The organism is Afifella sp. H1R (assembly GCF_021462425.1).
Classification (GTDB): domain Bacteria; phylum Pseudomonadota; class Alphaproteobacteria; order Rhizobiales; family Afifellaceae; genus Afifella; species Afifella aestuarii.
On record NZ_JAKEDY010000003.1, the window covers coordinates 143,036 to 163,128 of the forward strand.

At 63.3% G+C, this 20,093-nt stretch carries 17 protein-coding genes; 6 read left to right on the plus strand and 11 right to left on the minus strand.

What is annotated here, in order from left to right; genetic code table 11:
- Positions 1 to 150: 150 nt before the first annotated feature.
- Both L0F51_RS17680 and L0F51_RS17685 read right to left on the minus strand, forming a co-directional pair.
- Complete coding sequence (locus L0F51_RS17680) at positions 151 to 1,101, minus strand: cytochrome c (RefSeq protein WP_234630503.1); 951 nt, start codon at positions 1,099 to 1,101, stop codon at positions 151 to 153.
- Positions 1,102 to 1,108: 7 nt separating this feature from the next.
- Complete coding sequence (locus L0F51_RS17685; protein ID WP_234630504.1) at positions 1,109 to 1,582, minus strand: cytochrome c; 474 nt, start codon at positions 1,580 to 1,582, stop codon at positions 1,109 to 1,111.
- 130 nt (positions 1,583 to 1,712) lie between these two features.
- Between L0F51_RS17685 and L0F51_RS17690 the strand changes: the two genes are divergently transcribed.
- Positions 1,713 to 2,135: a hypothetical protein gene (locus tag L0F51_RS17690; protein ID WP_234630505.1), complete on the plus strand. Its 423-nt coding sequence runs from the start codon at positions 1,713 to 1,715 to the stop codon at positions 2,133 to 2,135.
- A gap of 361 nt (positions 2,136 to 2,496) precedes the next feature.
- On the opposite strand, the gene L0F51_RS17695 is transcribed toward L0F51_RS17690, so the two are convergent.
- The 3 genes from L0F51_RS17695 to L0F51_RS17705 all read right to left on the minus strand — a co-directional run bounded on the left by L0F51_RS17695 (position 2,497) and on the right by L0F51_RS17705 (position 5,595).
- Complete coding sequence (locus L0F51_RS17695) at positions 2,497 to 3,444, minus strand: hypothetical protein (protein WP_234630506.1); 948 nt, start codon at positions 3,442 to 3,444, stop codon at positions 2,497 to 2,499.
- A gap of 617 nt (positions 3,445 to 4,061) precedes the next feature.
- Positions 4,062 to 4,727, minus strand: a complete 666-nt coding sequence (locus L0F51_RS17700; RefSeq protein WP_234630507.1) for a DUF2268 domain-containing protein — start codon at positions 4,725 to 4,727, stop codon at positions 4,062 to 4,064.
- Between the two features lie 133 nt (positions 4,728 to 4,860).
- Positions 4,861 to 5,595 carry a metallophosphoesterase gene (locus L0F51_RS17705; protein ID WP_234630508.1) on the minus strand — a complete coding sequence of 245 codons (735 nt, stop codon included), beginning with the start codon at positions 5,593 to 5,595 and terminating at the stop codon, positions 4,861 to 4,863.
- A 212-nt stretch (positions 5,596 to 5,807) separates the two neighbouring features.
- On the opposite strand from L0F51_RS17705, the gene L0F51_RS17710 reads away from it, so the two are divergent.
- Positions 5,808 to 6,566 (plus strand): site-2 protease family protein, encoded by a 759-nt coding sequence (locus L0F51_RS17710; protein ID WP_234630509.1) that lies wholly within the window; start codon positions 5,808 to 5,810, stop codon positions 6,564 to 6,566.
- A 35-nt stretch (positions 6,567 to 6,601) separates the two neighbouring features.
- On the opposite strand, the gene L0F51_RS17715 is transcribed toward L0F51_RS17710, so the two are convergent.
- Positions 6,602 to 8,050 (minus strand): DUF2252 domain-containing protein, encoded by a 1,449-nt coding sequence (locus L0F51_RS17715; RefSeq protein ID WP_234630510.1) that lies wholly within the window; start codon positions 8,048 to 8,050, stop codon positions 6,602 to 6,604.
- Positions 8,051 to 8,550: 500 nt separating this feature from the next.
- Here L0F51_RS17715 and L0F51_RS17720 point away from each other — a divergent pair, with 500 nt between their 5' ends.
- Entirely contained in the window at positions 8,551 to 11,613 is a 3,063-nt protein-coding gene (locus L0F51_RS17720) for a transporter substrate-binding domain-containing protein (RefSeq protein ID WP_234630511.1), read from the plus strand.
- A 403-nt stretch (positions 11,614 to 12,016) separates the two neighbouring features.
- Here the strand turns inward: L0F51_RS17720 and L0F51_RS17725 are convergent, their stop codons facing one another.
- From L0F51_RS17725 to L0F51_RS17740, 4 genes are all read right to left on the minus strand, one after another.
- Positions 12,017 to 13,966, minus strand: a complete 1,950-nt coding sequence (locus tag L0F51_RS17725; protein ID WP_234630512.1) for an ATP-dependent endonuclease — start codon at positions 13,964 to 13,966, stop codon at positions 12,017 to 12,019.
- Positions 13,967 to 14,092: 126 nt separating this feature from the next.
- On the minus strand, positions 14,093 to 14,341 hold the full coding sequence (locus L0F51_RS17730) for a Fe-Mn family superoxide dismutase (protein WP_234630513.1): 249 nt from the start codon (positions 14,339 to 14,341) through the stop codon (positions 14,093 to 14,095).
- Positions 14,328 to 15,368: a tetratricopeptide repeat protein gene (locus L0F51_RS17735; RefSeq protein ID WP_234630514.1), complete on the minus strand. Its 1,041-nt coding sequence runs from the start codon at positions 15,366 to 15,368 to the stop codon at positions 14,328 to 14,330. Before L0F51_RS17735 ends, L0F51_RS17730 begins: the two co-directional genes overlap by 14 nt.
- 134 nt (positions 15,369 to 15,502) lie before the next feature.
- Positions 15,503 to 16,336: an AraC family transcriptional regulator gene (locus L0F51_RS17740; RefSeq protein WP_234630515.1), complete on the minus strand. Its 834-nt coding sequence runs from the start codon at positions 16,334 to 16,336 to the stop codon at positions 15,503 to 15,505.
- A 115-nt stretch (positions 16,337 to 16,451) separates the two neighbouring features.
- Between L0F51_RS17740 and L0F51_RS17745 the strand changes: the two genes are divergently transcribed.
- The 3 genes from L0F51_RS17745 (at position 16,452) to L0F51_RS17755 (ending at position 19,218) form a co-directional block, all read left to right on the plus strand.
- On the plus strand, positions 16,452 to 17,312 hold the full coding sequence (locus tag L0F51_RS17745) for a DMT family transporter (RefSeq protein WP_234630516.1): 861 nt from the start codon (positions 16,452 to 16,454) through the stop codon (positions 17,310 to 17,312).
- A gap of 526 nt (positions 17,313 to 17,838) precedes the next feature.
- On the plus strand, positions 17,839 to 18,288 hold the full coding sequence (locus L0F51_RS17750; protein WP_234630517.1) for a hypothetical protein: 450 nt from the start codon (positions 17,839 to 17,841) through the stop codon (positions 18,286 to 18,288).
- A gap of 15 nt (positions 18,289 to 18,303) precedes the next feature.
- Positions 18,304 to 19,218 (plus strand): cation diffusion facilitator family transporter, encoded by a 915-nt coding sequence (locus L0F51_RS17755; protein ID WP_234630518.1) that lies wholly within the window; start codon positions 18,304 to 18,306, stop codon positions 19,216 to 19,218.
- A gap of 198 nt (positions 19,219 to 19,416) precedes the next feature.
- Here the strand turns inward: L0F51_RS17755 and L0F51_RS17760 are convergent, their stop codons facing one another.
- Positions 19,417 to 20,016, minus strand: a complete 600-nt coding sequence (locus tag L0F51_RS17760; protein WP_234630519.1) for a superoxide dismutase — start codon at positions 20,014 to 20,016, stop codon at positions 19,417 to 19,419.
- Positions 20,017 to 20,093 lie beyond the last annotated feature (77 nt).

The following is a 20,093-nucleotide window of genomic DNA, read 5'->3' on the forward strand; positions in this document are numbered from 1 at the left end:
CGGTCCGCCCGGTCAAGGGGCGCATGATCAAGGGGGCGCATGATCAAGTGGCCGGATGATCAAGAGGCTGGCCGGTCAAGGGGATGATCCGGGGATAAGTCTCGCCTGGGCGCGGTTCAGCTTTCCGGGGCTGCCTTTCCGGTCCACGCCTTATCCTCCGGTGTTGTCCGCGCCGCTGCTCTGGCCGCTTTTGTCGGCGCCGAGGGGCGGGATGGCTTTGAGGTAGGCGGCGATGGCGGCGCGGTCTTCGGGCGGGAGTTTGGCGAGGTTTTCCTGCACCGGCACCATCGGCCCGCCGACGCTGTCGAAATCGGGCGTGAAGCCGCTTTCGAAATAATAGGTGAGGTCGGAAAGGCTCCAGCCGCCGATGCCGTCATCGGACGGTGTGATGTTGGGGATGCGGCCTTTGCCTTCCGGGTTCGGCGCGCCGGCGAGCCAGCGATCGGTCTCAAGCCCGCCAAACGCATCGCGCGGCGTGTGGCACTGGGCGCAATGGCCGGGCCCTTCGACGAGATAGCGCCCGCGCATGAGCTCGTCGTTGCCCTCATCGACGGCGATCACCGGCGCGTCGGAGAGATAAAGCCGCTTCCACAGGCCGATGCCGCGGCGCAGCGAATAGGGGAAGGGGAGGTCGTGGCCCGCGACCCGGTTGCCGCTCGCCGGAAGCGTGTCGAGATAGGCCTTGAGATCGAGAAGATCGGTGAGGCGCATCTTGGCATAGGAGGTGTAGGGAAAGGCCGGATAAAGATGCGCGCCGGACGGCGAGAGCCCGCGCTTCATCGCATTGACGAAATCGATGTCGCGCCATTGGCCGATGCCGGCCTCGGGGTCTGAGGAGATGTTCGGCACGCGGAAGAGGCCGAAATCGGTGTCGAGCTCGAGCCCGCCGGAAAGCACGAGCTTTGCCTCGCCTTCCGCTTTCGGCGCGGCATGGCAGGAGGCGCAGCTGCCCGCCAGGAACAGGCGCTCGCCATTGGCGACATCGGGCTCATGCGCGGGGAGCGCCGTTGCCGCAATCGGCTGCGGCATCGTTACGACATAGAAGCCGGCACATGCCGCGGCCGCCAGGACGACGACCGCAGCCAGAAGCTTTTTCGCCACGAAAGCCTCAGTCCTTTTCGACGCGATAATCTTCGTGACAGGATTTGCAGTTCTTCGCGACCTTGCCGAACGTCTCCTTGAAGGCGTCGAGATCCTGCGGCTTCGCTTTCACGGCCGCGGCGGTCGCCTCTTGCAGATCGCCGATCTTGGCGTGGAAGCCGTCCATATCCTGCCAGATCTTGGGCGAGGCTTCGGTGTCGCCCGTGTCGGAGCCTTCCGGGAAATAATGCCCGAATGTGTGGGCGCCGGCATCGAGCGTGGCGAGGACGAGCTGGCCGACCGCGGGATTGTAGGGGATTTCGCCCTTGATCATGCCGCCGCCGACCTTGGCGGAGGCCCCGAAGGATTCCATGATCGTCTGGCGCGTCTTGATGGGATCGTCGGTGCCGCTCGATGCCGCATCTTGGGCATGGGCGGCGAAGCCCGCGACAGAGGCCGCGGTGAGGGCGCCGGCGATGGCGAGGGAGATGCTGCGAAGCATGAGGCTGCCTCCTGTTTGTCTTGGACAGGTCTAGTTATAGGGGGCGGTTTCGCGGCAGCCAGCGGCAGAGACCGCGACGGCGCCCCTTCACGCAGGCGTGACGGCGCGCGAGCGATCGGGAGGGTTCGTGATGGCGGCATTGAGAAGCTTTTGGGCGGCGCAGGGGCGCGGGGCGCGAGGTGAACTGCGCGCGGCGGCGAAGGCCGGGGGCTTGGTCGGGGTCTCCGCCGCTGTCGGGGCGGCGGCTCGGGCGGTGGTCTTGGCGGGGGGCCTGGCGACCCTCGTGGTGGCGGGTGCGCTCACGGCGACGCCCGCGGCGGCCGTGGTCGGCCATCCGCCGGCACCCGAAGGCGGCGGCGCCTGCGAGGATGGCGGCTGGAGCTGGGTCGGGACGTTTTCGGGCACGAGGGAAGACCCGATGAACGACTGGCGCCGCCCGGTCTTCCTGCGCGCCTGCTTTCCGAACGAATACACCTGCCGCCGCTGGGTGAACTCGGTGCAGACCTGGGCGGAGGCGCCGGGGCTGATGCGGTGTGAGAGGCTGGGGCGGTAGGCTGATGCGCCTCGGAGCTTGATGAGCACCCGCTCGGACGCATCACCCCTAAAAACAATTTACCCCGGCCGCATGTCAGAGGCAGAGACGGTACCGGGGTTTACGGTAGATATATGTATCCGAGGTGGGGAGAGGTTCAAGTTTTTTTTTGGGGGGGGGGACAACTGACCCAGACCTGACTGTTCGGCAACCGGATCACGCATCCTGAGCCGATACTTCATCGGGGCGGCGATTGAATTTCCCGTTTTCGTCACCCGCCTGCCAGCCCACCTCTGAAACGGAATTACTCTTAAGTGACACCCCTTTGGCGGCGCGAAGGCTTACTTGGTCGTGCCTGCGTTCAATCGGGCCCCCCTCTTGGTCATCTCCTGGGTATCGGCTCAAAGCTTCCTTCGGTTGTCTGCGGATTAAATGTCAGTTCGAACGCCTCGAACGGCTGCAATCTTGGCGCCATGTCAGACCAGTCAAATTGGAGCGGGTCGCTATAGGTGATTGGGAAATAGCCCCCCTCCGGCTTCGGAAGCTGCGCTTCGCAACGAAAGCCAAGCCGACCAGCCTCCGGTACATGCGCATCCAGATCGTCAGAGTGCAGCCACACCTGGAAACACACTGATCCCGCCATCAGCAGGAAAATCATATAAGGCGATCGTGAGCCAATATCTCTTCGTCGCAGCAGGGTTCCGGCGAGCGCAGGCGGCGCATTACCCACAAAGGCATAAGAAAATCCGACCTGCAAAGGTCCACCATGCGGCTTGGCGTTTCGGTCCGCAAGGCTGTCGATAGCGCCTTTGAACCTAGGCAGTTCCTCGAAAGGAAGCATCGACAAACCAATCTTCATCAAGGCTTTGTAGGCGTAGAGAGGAACAAACACGTCCCCTTCGACAGGCATGGTCAACTTGATCAGGCCGGTAGCCTCGTTGATGCCCACCAGTCTATTAGCATCGCCCTCAGCCTTGATGCTGAGCTGCCGCTTCCCTTCTAGAATAGCGTGACGCATGGTCGATTTCGATCCGGATAGTCCTGTCTTTCGGACACCAGTGCGGCCTCGCACGCCACCAAGTGTCAGGAACGGGCCTACCGCTTTACACAAGGCATCCTCGTAGACCGAAAACTCGCCATTGCATGCCCGGCATTCATCGAGTGAGAATAATGTCCGGTTGCCAAGCGCAGCTGGGAACGTATGGGCATTCGTTCGCTTACCGAAGGCACTCAGGTCAGTCACGCCGCAATATCGGCAGCGTGTTCGCTCGCCGAGGAAACGCCGCACGCTGCCGGGCTCAACCATTTCTTGTGCAATTCGTTCATACATTCTGCGTCTGCCTTGATTTAATGATTAAGGCATAGACCGCCTAAAACATGATACGCTTTAATCTGCCCCATAATCGACCCGAAACTGCCCAGGAGATCGGATCGATGAAGGTTCCGCCCTTGCCAAAATATAGACTTGCTTTTAAGAATCGTTGTATTCTGGTTCATAGAACGAAGCCGGCTTTCTGGTCGTATCAGCAAAGGGTCGAGCGACCGAAAAAGATCGACTCTACAAAGACAGCTATCCAACATACCTTCCAGAAAGCTGCCATTCACCTTCCGGCCCATTTCGGCCACTTGCTAGGAAGTGCTGCCTTCGCCCCACGAACGCCCAACAACCACCGCGGCCTCACCCCTAGACTATATCGATGCAGTCGAAGGCGCCGAGCGCGTGGTCTTCGCGGGAATTCTGGTGGTCGGACGCGCGGGTTCGGGCCGAGCGTTCAGCGGATGGCAGCTTAGGCTAGGCACCGTAGGCGGTCGCGATGCGCGTCCGCAGCTGCTGGAATCCGGGGTCAGCCTCGCTGGCCCAGCGCGCCGAAAACCCAATGAACGATGTCGATCTGAATTCAGCTTGAGCGAGGCGTTTGCCTTGAGCTCGGCGCGCATCCGTCTTTTTCAGAGCAATTCGAGCGTTGGTCGAAACTCCTGCGCTGATGTTTCGGCGAGGGTGGCCGCGCAGCTGGAGGGGTGGTTTTGCAGGTAGTTTTCGATGAGGCGGAAGCCGAGGGAATAGCCGAGCCATCTTGGCAGGTCGCCTCGGCCGTAGAACCAGGCTTCATGGTTATAGTCTGTTCTGTCCCATTCGTCCGCCACGCGCGCCGAATGGGGGCGGATGTCGTCGTCTGGCAGCCGCTCCCAGGGTTCTGGCGGGCCGCCAAAAAGCTCTTGAACGAAATGGCCTGCCAGTCCTTCCGAGACCAGCGCCTCGCCCAATGACGAGCCATAGCCGGGTCCGTCCCAACGCGCGGCGTGATGAAGCTCGTGGGCGAACATGCGCTCCAGAGACATGTCCGCGTTGGGGAGGAGGGCTGGATTGCCGGGATCCACGGTGACGAAAATGACGCCAGGCTTGGGCGAGCGACCGACATGTCCCTTCTCGGGGATGACCCATGTCCCGCTTTGCACCACGACATCCAGGGGCCGGAGCGGCATGAGGGCCGCCGCCTTTTCGTGCGTCGCCGTCAGGGCGTCGCAAAGCCAGGCGCGGATGTCCGCGAGGGTGCCGCGCGCATCGAGGACATGGAGTGTGAGCGAGGACATGCCGGCAGCATAGCGCATCATCCTGCCCGGCGAACATTGGCTCTCGGATTGTCCGAATGGCGCCGGCTCGCTGGCGGACGTTCGTTGCCGCATTGGGGGGGGTCGAAAGCGGTCGGTTCGCGCGCCCCGAAGCCGATCCTGGGAAATCGGTCGCTCAGACGGCGATGTGATGGCTGACCAGGTCACGGCCGACAAGGCGGTGAACCATGATCATTGGAGGTTCGTGGACGACGGGCACATCCGGTCCGCCGAACCAGAGCGGATTGGCGGGGCAGATCGAGCCGCAGATATGCGCGGGAACTCCGCCGAGCAGGCTGGTCATAGGCCGGTGAACGTGGCCGGACGATATGGCGAGCGGCCGGCGCGGCCGTCGCTGAAGCAGGTCGCCGAACTCCCTTGCTCCTTGCGCCATGACCGCGTCCATCGGTGCGATGCCGCTGGCAAAAAGGTGATGATGCGAAAAGACGAGCGATGCATCGGCCCCCGGCGCGTCCAACACCTCTTCGATCCAGTTGAGGTGTGGGACGACATCACCCGCGGACGTGTCGTTCAATGTCGTATCGATGCCGATGAGCCGCACACCACCGATCTCGGCCACAAAGTGCATGGCATCGCCGCGCGCAACAGAACCGGGACGGTCGGAAAACACGGCACGCATGGCGCTGCGATCATCCGAGTTGCCGGGCAGGAGCAGGACGGGGCAGCGCAATTCGCCGAGGCGGGCAGCGATTTCCCTGTATTCTTCGCTTGAGCCGTCTTCGATGAGATCACCCGACATGACGAGCGCGTCCAGATCGAGCCCGTCGAGCCATGACAGCGCGCGGGCGAGCCTTGTCATGTTGTCATTGTCCGGCGCTGCATGGATGTCGGAGATCTGCGCTATGATCATCGGGGCGTCCTCCATCGGCGGCGGCAGGACGTTACCACATGGCCGAGGCCGGATGACGGAAACGCGAGGTTCCCTGAAACGCTCGCCAATCATACGCGGGCGCCTATGATGCGGAGGACAGGGGATCTGGATGACACGGGATGCGGACGCCAGGCGTCGGGTTTGTCCGGGGCGGCGGCTCCGCAACTGGCCGAGATGAGGGGCATTCGATCATGACCACGGGCGGCGCAGACGCGGCGGAGGGGCCGTTCGCGTTTCGGCTGAAACTTCCCGCGGGCATCGAGGCGTGGATCTATCCCTCCGCCTTGGTCGTGGCGGTGGTCTTCAGCGCGCTCGTTGCCTATCACCATGCGCATCAGCCCGTCGCGCTCGCGGTCATCCTTCTCGTCGGTCTCGTTCTGTCGGATCTCGCGCATGAGCTCGCGCATCTGATCACCGCGCGCGGCTTCGGGCTCGCCTGCGATCGGATCGTTTTGTCGGTCGACGGGGCCTTCGTTTTTCTCGAAGAGCCGAAGTCGCGGAGAAGTACCATCGCGATCGCCTTCGCCGGCCCGGCGGCGAACCTTGTCATTGCGGGCGTCGCGTTCGCGATCTGGGGCTTGAGCCCGTCTGCGCCGGTGCAGCATCTGCCGGGCTTCGCGACGCCGCTGCCCGCGTCCCCGACGCTCGCGCACGAGGCGGCGTTCTTTCTCGGCCTCTTCAATCTGGCTTTCGGGCTCGCCAATCTCGCGCCGGCCGTTCCAACCGATGGCGGCGTCATTCTCTGGTCGGTGTTGCCACGACGGGTGTCGGAAAGGACTGCGCGCCTGATCGTGTCAGCCCTCGGGCTCGTCTTTGCCGTCGTCTCGACCGTGGTGCTGATCGCGAGCGTTCTTGCGATGGTGCCGCTTTATCTGCCGCCGTCCTTCGGCGACAATTTCCGCGAGTTCCGCCGCGCCTGGCGGATGGTGCCGGCGGAAGGCGGCGCCTGAGCTTCCGCCGCGGCGGCCTTATGGCCGCTCTCTCCTCACCGATAGACCATGTCGATGCAGTCGAAGGCGCCGAGCGCGTGGTCTTCGCGGAAATGCTGGTGGTCGGCCTGGAGGCGGTCGGCGGCTTCTTCGGCGAAGCGCACGAGATCGGCGATGAAGAGTTTTCGCGGCGTGGCGGCGGCGATGATCGAGGGCTCGACGTCATAGTCGATCTGGCCGAGATCGTCTGAGAGCGCATGCGCCTTGGCGAGCGCCGCGCCGCAGACTTCGGCGTAATCCTTCCAGGTGCCGTAGCTCAATTCGTCGAGATCGATGTCGTCGCGGAAGGGGGCGCGCTCGCGGCTCATGAAGCTCTCGCCGTCGATTTCGACCGCGCCGTAAAAGATGTCGCCATGGGCGAGCTGCACGGCCTGGCCGTGGACGATGCGGTCGGCCTTGGCGCCGGCATGAAATTCGGAGGGCGGGGTGAGCCCGTCGAGGGCGGAGCGGCGGGCGCGCTTGAACTCGATGATGATGTCGTCGGTGGCGTTCTTCGACGGGCCCTCGATGAGGACGTAATAGCGGGGCAGGCCGAGCGAGGCCGTGCCCTGGCCGTGGCGCACGCACACATCCTTGACCTTGAGCTCGCCGGCGCGGTCGGGCGCGTCGATCCCGTTCGATTTCGCCAGATCGTCGACCGCCTTCTGGAATTTTGTCACCTGACCCGAGATCGGCTGCAGCTCGTCGCTCGCCTTGAAGCCGCGGCCGGAGCTTTTGAGGTAATCCGCCCACAGCCAGTCGTGGCGGTCCTCCCAGGCTTCCTTGAAGAGGCGGCGGATGACTTTCGGCGAATTGTCCATGCGGTAATCGTCGTTCTTCTCCGTCGCGTGCTCGGCATAGGCCTCCATCGCCTTGAGGTAGCCTTTGACGAATTTTGTCACGACCTTGCGCCGCTTCTTGCGGGTGAGGCCGCCTTCCTCGCGCGCGGCGATCCAGAAGCCGACGGCGCCGCGTTTGATGTCGAAGGTGAAGGGTGCGTAGATCGTCTCGTCGAAATCGTTGACGCCGAAGATGGGCGCGCCGTTTTCATCCGGCATGACGCCGAAATTCTCCGGATGCACGTCGCCGAGCGCCATGACGGAGGGCATGTTGGCATCCTGGCCCGCGAGATCGCGGTAGAAGAGAAGCGCCGTGCCGCGGAAGAACTTGAAGAAATCGTCGGCGAGCTCGTCGAATTTTTCCCGCGCGCCGTGGTTGCGCTGCTCGATGCGCTGGGCGTGGTCTTCCCGCAGGGTGGAGCGGACATGCTCGCGCCGCGCCTGGCCGGTGAGGAGCACGGGCGGGACGATATGCTCGCCGGAGGCGATGCGCTGGGCGAGGTCGCGAAAGGCGTCGCGCTGGCCACTCGCCTTGCGGGCGGGCTTGATGTCGGCGGATTGGGTTTCCGTATCCGCCGTTTCGGTCGCGGGCGTGTCGGTTGACGGCTTTTTCTTCGCTTCGGCCATGGTCGCTCTTTCCTCTGGCGTCAGCTTGAAAACGCAAACCAGGAGTTGCCGTTCCGAGGGCGACTTTCCGGGGGACCGTTCGGGGGGACTGTTCCGGACGCGGGCTCTCCAGGGTCGTGACGCTGCAGGCCTGTCTCTGAGGCCGGACCGTCGCGCCGGCTGTGGGCTTCCTGCACCAATCTCTCTGAAATGTGCCATTCCGCCGGGGAATGTCTGTCTGCCTGCGGCCTCTGCCTTGCGTTTTCAGCTTCAAGCAGGCTTTGGATGCTTTCCAGGTTCGGCGACCCCAGTTTGCACGTGCCGCTAGGTGTTGCCTACGGATTGCGTCTGCCCCCGCAGGAGGCGATGGGGGGTGGAGGTGAGAGCGGACATTTGGGTCGCGATGGTGGGCACGATCGCGGCGGAATGAAAGGCTGGAAGCGGCAGATCGGCATGGGCGGGCCGGATCGACCGGGACCGGATGCAGTGGGAACAGAATGTTGACGGGACCGAACCCGAGAATGTCGCCTCGCCTTATGGGGATTGTTCGAAGCAGCCTCGCGTTGATCGTGGCGGCGCTCATCGTCATCGCTTCGGGCGCGCCGGGCCGCGCCGTCGAATTGAGCGAGACCGAACGCCAATGGGTGGCCGAGCATCCGACCGTCACCGTCGGCGTCGTCGCCGACAACGAGCCCTATTCGTTTTTCCGCAACGGCTCGATGATGGGCTGGACGCTCGATGTGCTCGACCGCATCGAGGTGGAAAGCGGCCTCACCTTCGTGCCGCGCATGGGCACCTGGCCGGAGATTTACGGCAATTTCCGCGCCGGCCGGCTCGAGGTCGTTGCCGACATCTCCCTGACCGAGGCCCGCCTGCCTTTCATCGCCTTCACCGATCCCTATCACCAGCGCCGCACGGTGATCTTCCAGAACGTCGACCATCCGCTCGCGCCGCCGATCGATGTGGAGGCGCTGTCGAAGAAGCGCATCGGCGTCATCAAGGACATTTATTACGGCGGCGCCCTGCGCAAGGCGGGCATCGAACCCGTCGAATACGACACCTACCGCGATTTGATGGCGGCGCTCGCCTTCGGCTGGGTCGATGCCGTGATCGCGGCGGAGATGACGGGCAATTTCTTCGCCCGCGAGAACGGCTTTTCCAATGTGGAAGCGGTCGGGCCGGTGCCGATCGCCGGCGTGTCGCTCGAAGATTTCCGCCTGGGCGTGCTGAAGGCGGAAGCCGAACATGTCGGGGGAGATGCCGGCAACGCATCGCAGAGGGCCGCTGAGGGCGTGGCGGCCGAGGCCGCGCGCGACCGCGACCGGGAGATGCTGCACGAGATTTTGGCGAAGGCCGTCGCCGCGCTGCCGACGGAAGAGCTCGCCGCCATCACCGAGCGCTGGCTCAGCTATCGCAGCGGCCGGGTGTTTTCCGCAGGGCCCTTGCGGCTTCTGCCGGAGGAGCAGCAATTCGTCGCCAATGCGCCGCCTTTGAAGGTCGGCTTCATCAGCGATTACGAGCCTTTGAGTTTCTTGCGCGACGGCAGGGGGCAGGGGTTTGCGGTCGATCTGATGCATGAGATCTCCGCCGCGACGGGGCTTGCCATGATCCCCGTCTACGACAGCGGGGCGAACATTCTGCAGGCGTTTCGCGACGGCGACATCGACATCATGAGCAACATGTCGCGCACGGCCGAGCGCGAAGACTACACGCTCTTCACCCGCGAATATCACCGCATCCCGAATGCCGTCTTCGTGCGCTCCGGCTTCGGCCCCTATCGTGGTCTCGAATCGCTGGAGGGCCACAGCGTCGGCATCGCCGAAGAGATCTATTATGCCGACGCGCTGAAGGCGCGCGTCGCCGATGTGCGCACTTACGCGACGCAGGAAGAGATCCTGCAGGCGCTGGCGCGCGGCGAGGTGGATGCGGCGATCCTGGCGCTGTCCAACGGCAGCGCCATCATCCGGCGTCTCGGGCTCATCAACATCGATATCGGCGGCGAATTTCTGATGCCGGGGGTGGAGCGCGAGGATCTGCGCTTCGGCGTGTCGCCCCGCTATCCTTATGCGCGCAGCATCATCGACCGGGCGATGAGCGCCATGTCGGCGACGCGGTGGAACGAGCTCGAAACGCGCTGGCTCGGGCCGACCGTCGCCGGGATGGAGCGCCAGCGCCCGCTTCTGACGAGCGAAGAGCGCAGCTATCTCGATCGGAAGGGCGTCTTGAAGGTCTGCGTCGATCCTCTGACGCCGCCTTACACCTCCGTCGACACGGATGGCGATTTCACCGGCGTCGCCTCCGAGGTGATGGAGCGGCTCGCCCGCCAGGGCGGCTTTTCCTGGCAGGTGGTGCCGGTGCCGATCTGGGGCGGCGGCCTTAAGAAGGCCGAAGATTACGAATGCGACGTCCTGCCCTTCGTCACCGACAGCGCGGCGGCCGACGACCGCTGGACGTTCACGCTGCCCTATCTCGTCTTGCCGATGGCGGTGGCAAGCTCGCTCAACGAGCCGATCGTCAGCACGATGAACGATCTGGCCGGCAAGCGCGTCGGCATCGCCCCCGGCGAAAGCCCGCTGCGCGTTCTGCAGGAGCGCTATCCGAACGTCGACCTGGTGGAGGTGGCGAGCGAGGCGGCGGCTTTGACCGGCGTGCGCCGGGGCGAGCTCGACGCCGCCCTCGGCACGCTGCCGAGCCTCGGCTATCTCCTGGCCTCCAAGCGGCTTTACGACGTGAAGGTGGCCGGCCGCATTTTTGAGGATTGGCGCGCCTCGATCGCCACCCGCGCCGACGAGCCGATGCTGGCGGCGATTTTTGCAAAACTCGTCGCCGGCCTCGACGAGCAGGACGTGCAGACGATGCTGAGCCGGCAGATGCTGGTGCGCATCGACCAGCGCGTCGATTACAGCCGCCTGCTTCTCCTCGGCGGGGTGGCGCTCGTCACCCTCGTTCTCGTCGTTTACTGGAACCGCAAGCTGCGGCGCCTCAACGCCGCGCTCGAACGCGCCAACCAGAAGCTTCAGGACGTGTCGATCACCGATGCGCTGACGGGCCTATATAACCGCCGCCATTTCGACGCGCGTGCCGCCGACGAATTCGGCCTGTGCCAGAGGAATGGCTGGCTGTTTTCGGTGGCGATGATCGATGTCGACCATTTCAAGAGCGTCAACGATGCGCGCGGCCACCTCTTCGGCGATCAATGCCTGCGCCACATCGCCCGCCTGGCCCGCGAGATTTTCGGCGAGGACGGCGACATTCTGGGCCGCTATGGCGGCGAGGAATTCATCATCTTCACGCTCGGCGGCGCGAGCGAGGATTTCTTCGACCGCCTGGAGCTTCTGCGCCGGCGCGTGGAAGGAGAGCCGTTTTCGACCGGCGAGGAGACCTGGCGCCTGACGGTGAGCCTCGGCGGCTATGCGGCGATCCCGGCCCCAGAGGCGAAGCTCAGCGATTTCGTGCGCGAGGCCGATGCACGGCTCTACGAAGCGAAAGCGCGCGGCCGCAACCGGGTCGTCGGCGAGACACGGGCGGAGAAGGGCGCCGACGCGACGGCGGAAGGGCGCGGGGAGATGGAGGGGGCGGAGTAGGGGGAGCGGCTATGATGCAGCCGTGAGACGCGCGGCCGCTGTGTTGCGACTCGGGCGGTTTCCTGTGGGGCCGAGATCGGACTGTGTCGCCCGATCGAAGTCCGCGTCCTGCAATCAAGCGCCCCTGCGACCAGCTTCTATCGCAAGCACGGGTTCCAAGCGATTGGATGGGAAAAGACGGAGATCATGCCTGCGGTCGAAGAGGAATGCCTGGTGATACGCCAGACCGTATGATCCTTGGTTGCTTGCGAGTATTCGTGGGCGACGGTTGGGCGGGGAGCGACATAACGTTTTGAGAGAATGTCGCGCGAAGCCCGATGTTTGGAGGGGGTGAGATCACCCACCGGCGAGCGCTAAGCATCGTGCGTTGTCAACGTATTGAGAGAGTGGCCTAAAAAGTAGTTTAACCTGCGAGGGCGTCTTCAATCAGGGTTTTCAATTCAGGAGCTAGTACGAAGCCCTCCGGAATCGTGAAGCTATTGAGCAGACTCTCATCCCTTCCGGCTCTCTTGACGATAGGCTTCAGCGCGGCGTGCAGCATTTTTCCCTTTACCGTCGAGGGAGAAATTCCTCCTGCGGCCGTCCACAATGCTTCCGCATCCGGCGACCCACCGTTGGGCCATATCACGCGAACAACGTTCTGACGCTTAGCGAGGAAGGTCCGGTGTGCCCGACTTACCTTCTTGGCTGCATCCTGCCTCCAGTTTTCTGCGTCTTTTAGAGAAATTCCGTAGAGAGCTGCGAGATAAGTGGCCTGACAGAAATAGGCTTCGATGTCCGAGTCTGTTGTAACCCATGGGTATACGCCCGGTGTCTTGAAGCTTTGTCTCCAGCGCTCGGTCTCTTCGGGTGTCATGAAGTCCCCGTCGCGATGCAGAAGTGCCTTGATCTTAAGTTCACCGTCAACGAGCAGCCCCTCCAAAAACTTGTCTCGAGGTAAATTCTCAATTCCGAAGCACCTGCAGACTGCGACTTGCCGTGCAAGGTCAGGCCACTGTCGAAGAAGCGCCCTCAGCGGCTTGTCATCCTCGTCCTCAACGAAAAATAGCGCCCCCTTGTCGAGCCCGCCCCAGCCAAGCAATCTTCGTATCGCCGCGTCATCCCGGGTTTCGACCATCCCGTCTTTCATCCAAACAAGCTTCGCTGTTGGGCTCGCCGCTCGGACAATATGTGGGCTATGAGTAGTAAGGATGACCTGCGTGTCGTATTCAGGCGCCGCTCGCTCAAGCGCCTCGATCAGACGTTCCTGCTTGTCTGGGTGGAGATGCGCGTCCGGCTCGTCGATGAGCATCACCTTGGGCTCAAATAAGATCAGGTAAGCGAAGATCTGCACGACCTGGAGTACGCCCGTAGCAGCCGTTTCCAATGGACGGGTCTGGCCTGCGGAGCCGTCGGTCCGGATCGTCGCGGAGATATGATAATCCTCCCGTTCGTCGAACGCGACGGCTACCTCGACGCCTGGATGCACCTGCTGAACCAATCGGTTCAGTTTTCGCAGCCGCTTGACACCTTCCGTATCGTCGCTTTCGTCGAGCCGCCGGCTTCTAAGGTTTAGCAGAATGTTTCGAAGCACTCCGCCGGCATCGCCGCTAGCGGCCTGACGCCGGAGAGTTGGTTGAGCGAGGATAGATTCCTTCTCCGATAAGCCCGCAAGTCCAGGGATATAAGCTGTAATGAATTGGAAGCGTTGCTTGTAGGGGGTGACCGCGCCACCACCATCCATGTACGCCGTAATTCCGCCTCGGTTGCGAGCCGCGCGAATACGGATTGTGGCTGACGCAGCTTCTCCACCAATCGGGCGATGCGAGAACACGACCTCTACAGGCGAAGAAGTTGCATCCGACTTTAATTCACCTTTGTGGAGGGTCGATAGCGGCTCACTGGAAGGGAGATAGTCAAGTCGCTCAAACGAGATCATCTCTTTGGTATTTTTTGGCAGAACATAGCTCGCTGCGCGTGCGGCCCAGTGAATCGCCTGAAGAACGGAAGATTTGCCGCATCCATTTGGTCCCACGAGAATCGTTACACGGTCGAGTGGAATCGTCGCTGCCTTCGCAGCTTTGAAGCTGCGCACCGTAATCGACTCTAGGGTGCTCCAGCGTCGTGCCCTACTAGAGCGAGTGTCAGCCATCCCGATCGGAGTTGACGATACGTCTCCGGCAGCGGCAGAGAAGCCGGCATTTTCAGCCGCTACAGGTTTCTTCGGTACATCTTCGACATACCCTTGGATGCCGATGGCCTTCAGATATCCCTCAAGCGCAGGGGATGGTTCAGGTGATTTCTCCTTTTGCGAGCGGTCTGTCTGCGAAGTGGAAGAAGAGCTATCGTTCACTTGATCGCCGTCCGTCGTCATGCATAAAGTTTGGACGTATATTCTGGATAAGTAAACACTCCCCATATAACGCGAAATATAAGGTTTTTAAAGCAAGTCCAGTTTTATAGGGATTTCTATCGAGATAAGTTCTAAACTGATTTATCATTAGAAAGTGCTCGCCATTGGGGCTGGGCAGAGCTCATGCGTGGAGTTCCCGGCTTCGTAGAGCTCGGCGACGTCGTCCCAGGTGACGAGGCTGTCGAACCAGGCCTTGAGGTGTTTCGGCCGCGCGTTGCTGTCGTCGAGGGAGACGACGAGGATCACAGCTGCGATCGTCGCACCATCCGGACCCGGAGTGCGCAACGCGACTTCGCGGTTCGTCCCATCTCCCGTCGCCGTGCTACGGTCGATCACCGACGCGAATGCGGCGTTCCAGTTCTTCGTAATCGATCCGCGCCTCGGCAAGATGTTCCTGATCGTCTGCCTCCTCAAGACGTGCGATGCGCTCCAGCATCAACGCGCGCGCTTTCTCGGGGTTTCCACGTTCGTAGGCGAGCACTCCGCGCTGAAACAGCATGTCCTGGACGCGATCGAGGTCTTTGTCGTTTTCGCCGATCTCCTGGACACGGATGAGGTAGGGTTCGATGTTCTCGCGCCGTTCGAGCGCATGGAGGTTCTGGGCGATGTTGGTCAGAACGGACGCGAGAACGGAAGCGGTCGGCCCATGAAGCCGCTCACCGATCGCCAGCACGGAGCGATTGATGGCCAGCGCCTCCTCGTGGCGTCCCGCCTCGTGCAATTCGTACGCCTGACTTTGCCTGAGGCCCGCACTCTGGTCCTCCGAGAAGGTTGCGAGCGTGTCGGCGATCGCAGCGGCTGCGCCATATTGATCGGCGGCCAACGAATGCCATGCGTTGTTGCCAGGCAGCGTCGCATAACCGCTGGCGAGTTCCGCGTAGGTGAAATGGTCGTACAAGCGACGCTGAGGCGGACGGTCTTCGCCGATCCCGATCTCCATCAATTCGCCGAGCGGCTTGAGCCCGTCCTCGAATTCCATCAGCGGCGCTCTATTCACGATACGCCCCATCATGGACAGGATTTCCCGGCGCTGCCCAAGCAGGTCTTCGCGCTCGCCCGCATAGCTGCGTAGCACGCGCAGCGCCTGCATGGCCTCGGAGGCGCTGAAGCGTGCATCAGGATCGTCGAGGTGCCGACGCATGTCGGCAACGCGTTCCACGAAAACCTCGTCGTTGTGAGGCGATACCTGCTCGAATTCGACATTGGCCCCAGCGGTCATGGCATGCGTTCCGGGTACGGTTCCAAAGAGAAAAGCGGACAGAAGAAGGACGAAACGGATCCCCCCGGCGAGGAAACGCCGATCGCTGCGCGCCGATGCCGCCGGCTGCATGACGTTCGCTCCGGCCCGGTCTCGTCCGATCATACGGTGCTCCCCTATCTTGCCGACAGAACCTCGCGATCCAGACGATCCAACGGCGAGAAGACTTTGAATGATCGAGATGGGCGGTGCAAATTTTCAGCTTCGGGCGCGCGCGCTCTTTCATCGCTTTTCTGCCATCAATTCCGCGTCGCCGATCTCCAGGCAGATGGTGTCGTGGCGACGCTCGCCTTGAAGGCGCGTGCAAAATGGCTCTGGCTTGAGAAGCCGCAGGCTGCCGCGATTTGCACGAGAGGGTCGGTGCCGCGCAGCAGCTCCTTGGCACGGTCGATGCGCCGTTCGGTGATCCAGGCGTGCGGGGCCATGCCGCGCGAGGCGCGGAACATCCGGTGGAGGTGGAAAGGCGAAAGACCCGCGAGCGCGGCAAGGTCCGGCAGGCGGATCGTCGCGTCGAGATGTGAGCCGATATAATCGTCGATGCGGCGCAGGATATGGGGGGCGAGCCCGCCCCGCAGAGAAATCCGGCGAGAGCCGATCTGCGCAACGATTTCGGCCATGGCGGCGTCGGCGAAGAGGATGTCGCCGGCGTCGGCCGCGCGGGCAAGGGCATAGAGCGGTCCGGCCAGGGCCGGCATCTCGGCGAAGGTGATTTCCGGCAGGTCGAGCCGGCGGGCGTCGCAATCGTGAATGCGAGAGAAGTCGGCACGAAGACGGTCGTCGGGCAGGTAGAGATGCACGAAGCTCGAGTGCGTCGTGATCTCCCAGTCCGAACTCTGCCCATCGGGGAAGATGCAGACCGCGCCGGGCCAGCCGCGCGCGCCGCGCCCGTCGATGCGCCGCGTGCCGGTGCCGCCTTCGAGGTAGAGGCTGAAGGCATGGCCTCGCGCCCCATCGTAGGAGACGCGGTCGTCGTGGTTCTGCCAGATCGTGACGCCGCGGCCCCCGCCGAGATCGAGCGTGGCGGCCGCGCGGGCGACCGGAGAGCCGAGAAGGAAATCGCGAACAGAGGCCATGAGCTCCTCTAGGCCAGCCGTGCACGGCAGGGAATGGCTGGATCGCAATCCGCCGCAAGATCGTGCAAGAGGCCGGGCCCAGGACGGCGTAGATGACGCGCCACAGGAGCGTCAGATGACCACCCCATTCCTCTTCGTCGCGACCGTTCTCGTCTGGGGAACGACGTGGATCGCCATCGCTGCGCAGGTCGGCGACGTTCCCGTCACCGTCTCGATTTTTTACCGCTTCGCCCTGGCCGGAATGTTGATGCTCGCCGGCCTTGCGGTGATACGCCGCCTGCGAAGGCCGGCCGTCTGGCGGTTCGTCGTGGTGCAGGCGCTCTGTCTTTTCTGCCTGAATTTCGTGGGGCTCTACACCGCAACGTCGCTCGTGCCCTCGGGCCTCGTCTCGGTGATTTTTTCGCTGGCCTCGATCTTCAACGCCATCAATGCGCGGCTCTTCTTCGGCGAGAGGATCAGCCGGCAGACGGTGCTGGCCGGAGGCTTGGGCGTCACGGGCGTCGTCTGTCTCTTCTGGCCGGACATCGACATGGGCGGGGGCGCCGAGACTTTGCGCGGCATTGGCTGGGCCGTGCTCGGCACGGCGTTCTTCTCCTGGGGCAATATGGCCTCGCGGCAGAACACGCGTCTCGGCATCACCCCCGTCACCGCGAATGCCTGGGGCATGGGGATCGGGGCGCTGTGCCTTCTCGCGATACTGACCGCGACGGGAGAGCCGCTGGTCCTGCCTGCAGGAGGCGTCTACTGGACGGCGCTGCTCTATCTCGCGATTGTCGGCTCCATCGTCGGGTTCACCGCATATCTCATGCTGGTCGCCCGCATCGGATCGGCGAAAGCGGGCTACGCCACTGTTCTCTTCCCGATCGTCGCGCTCGCCGCATCGACCCTCTTCGAGGGGTATGCGTGGACCCCGATATCGATCCTGGGGATAGCGCTTGCCGTCGTCGGAAACATCGTCATGTTCTGGAGACGGTGAGCCCGGCATGACGGACGCGGGTTTTGCTCGCGTCGCTGACGACGTGCGACCGACGCCCCACCGACGCCCCCACCGACGCCCCCACCGACGCCCCCCACCGACATCCAGTGACGCGCGGCCGCTGTGAGCGGCGATGGCATGCCCGCAATCTCGCGCCTCGCCCACAAAAAAAGCCCCGGCCACATGGGCCGGGGCAGAGCTCCCGCAAGGAGCTTGAAGCGCATTGCGCCGACGGCCTGGTCGGCCGAAAAACCGATTTCGCGGCTTCGTAAAACCCGACGACGTCGTCCCAGTCGAGGAGGGCGTCGAACCAGGCCTTTCGGCCCTTTGCCGGGTTCCGTCTTTGCCACGGGCCGCGCCCGCCTGTCGGCCTGTCCGGTGGCCCCGACGCGGCGCGGAACTCGGCCGGGGAGCATGTGTTGAATGGGCGAGGACGGACGTCGAGACAGAAGTGGCATAAGATCGCTCTGACGGCCTCGGCCGCCGCGTGTCCGCCTCTCTCGCATCGAAGAAACCACACGCGACCATGACTGAAACACGCCGCCTTTTTTTGAGCCTTGCCGCTGTCTTCCTGGTGCCGCTCCTTGCCGGCTGTGACGGCTTTCCCAAAGACATCGCCGGGACCATGCAGAACGTGAAGGAGAGGGGCGTGCTGCATGCCGGCATCGTGGCCGACGGTCCGGCGGAGGGCGAGGAGCGCGCGCTCGCCGAACGGGTCGCGCAGGCAGCAGACGTCATGGCGGAGTTCGAGGTGGGCAGCGACGAAGTCCTTCTGCACCGCCTCGAGGACGGCGACATCGACCTCGTCCTGGGCGAGTTCGCCAAGGCCTCGCCCTGGAAGAAGCGGGTGGCCTTTACCGCGCCGGCGGAAGCGAAATCGCCGTCTGCGCATGAGCCTGTGCTGCGGGCCGCCGTGCGGCCGGGCGAAAACCGCTGGCTGATGTTCGTCCAGAAAACTTTGAGGCAGAAGACCTGAGACAGGAGGACCGCGATGCCGCCGGTGCCCGATAAGCTGAAGTCGGACCTGAACCGGGCCATTCACCTGGAATGGTGGACGCTCGGATGGCAGGCCTCGATCGTCGTCATCATGTTTCTCGTCATGGGATCGAGCCAGGCGATGAAATCGGCCTGGGCGGAGGATCTTCTCGGCCTGTTGCCCGCAACCGTGTTCCTGCTCGCCGTGCACTTCGAACGCAAAGCTCCGAACCGGAAGTTTCCCTACGGCTTCCAGCGCGTCAACAGCCTGGCCTTTCTCGCCTCGTCGAGCGTGCTCGCCTTCATGGGGCTTTATCTCCTCTACGATTCCGGCAGCAAACTCATCGCCATGGAGCATCCGACGCTTGGCCCCCTGGAGGTGTTCGGAGAGACGATCTGGATCGGCTGGGCGATGATGGCCGCTCTCGCCTATTCGGTCGTGCCGCCGGTCATCCTCGGGCGGCTGAAGAAGCCGATTGCCGAGCGGCTCAAGAACAAGGTGCTGCACACCGATGCGCTGATGCAGAAGGCCGACTGGATGACGGGCGTGGCGGGCATTCTCGGCATCGTCGGCGTCGGCTTCGGCCTGTGGTGGGCGGATTCCGCCGCGGCCGCTCTGATCGCCTTCGACATCGTTCACGACGGCTATCGTGCCGCGCGCGTGGCGATGGCGGAGCTCATCGACGGGATGCCGCGCGAACTCGGCAGTACGGCCATTGCGGACGACGCAAAGGCCCTGCGTGAGGGGCTCCAAGAGCGCTTTCCGGAAGCCGAGGTGCGGCTTCGCGAGACAGGGCGCTACATCGCCGCCGAGGTGGTCGGCGCAGAGGCGCCGGCAAAGGCGATGGCCCTGAAGGATTACTGGGCGGGAGACCCGGAGCGCGCATGGCGTCTCGCCAATCTCTCCTTTGCGCCCCGCGAGGGAGCCTGACGCCGGTCTCCCTGGGCTTGCGACCAAGCCGGAAGGACGACGCGCCGCCGGCGCGCCCGCAGCTCGTCACAAATCGGATCCCCACAAAAAAGCCCCGGCCACAGGGGCCGGGGCAGAGCTCCCGCAAGGAGCTTGAAACGCCTTAGAACGCATTGCGCCGACGGCGTTTTCAGCCGGCGGCCTGTTCAGCCGAAAAGCTTATTTCGCGGCTTCGTAGAGCTCGGCGACGTAGTCCCAGTTGACGAGGTTGTCGAACCAGGCCTCGAGGTATTTCGGACGCGCGTTGCGGTAGTCGATGTAATAGGAATGCTCCCACACATCGACGCCCAGCAGCGGCGTGGCGCCGTGGACGAGCGGGTTCTCGCCGTTCGGCGTGTTCATGACGGAGAGCTTGCCGTCCTTCATGGCGAGCCACGCCCAGCCGGAGCCGAACTGGCCCTTGCCGGCATCGATGAACTTGGAACGGAACTCGTCGAACGAGCCGAGATCGGACTGGATCTGCGAGGCAAGACCGCCCGGCAGGGAGGTGCCGCCGCCGCCGGCCTTCATCCACTTCCAGAAATGGATGTGGTTGTAGAACTGCCCAGCCTGGTTGAAGAGCTTCGGGTTGTCGGTGTGGCTCTTCTTGACGATCTCCTCAAGGTCCATGTTCTCGTATTCGGTGCCTTTGATGAGGTCGTTCATCGTCGTGCAATAAGCGTTGTGGTGCTTATCGTGATGATATTCGAGCGTCTCCGCCGACATATGGGGGGCGAGCGCGTCGTAGGAATAGGGCAGGTCCGGCAGGGTGAATGCCATCGATCCATCTCCTTGTCTTGAGATTGCAGTCGGGTGCGTAGTCAACACGACCGGCCCGGGGCCGGTTCCAGGCTACA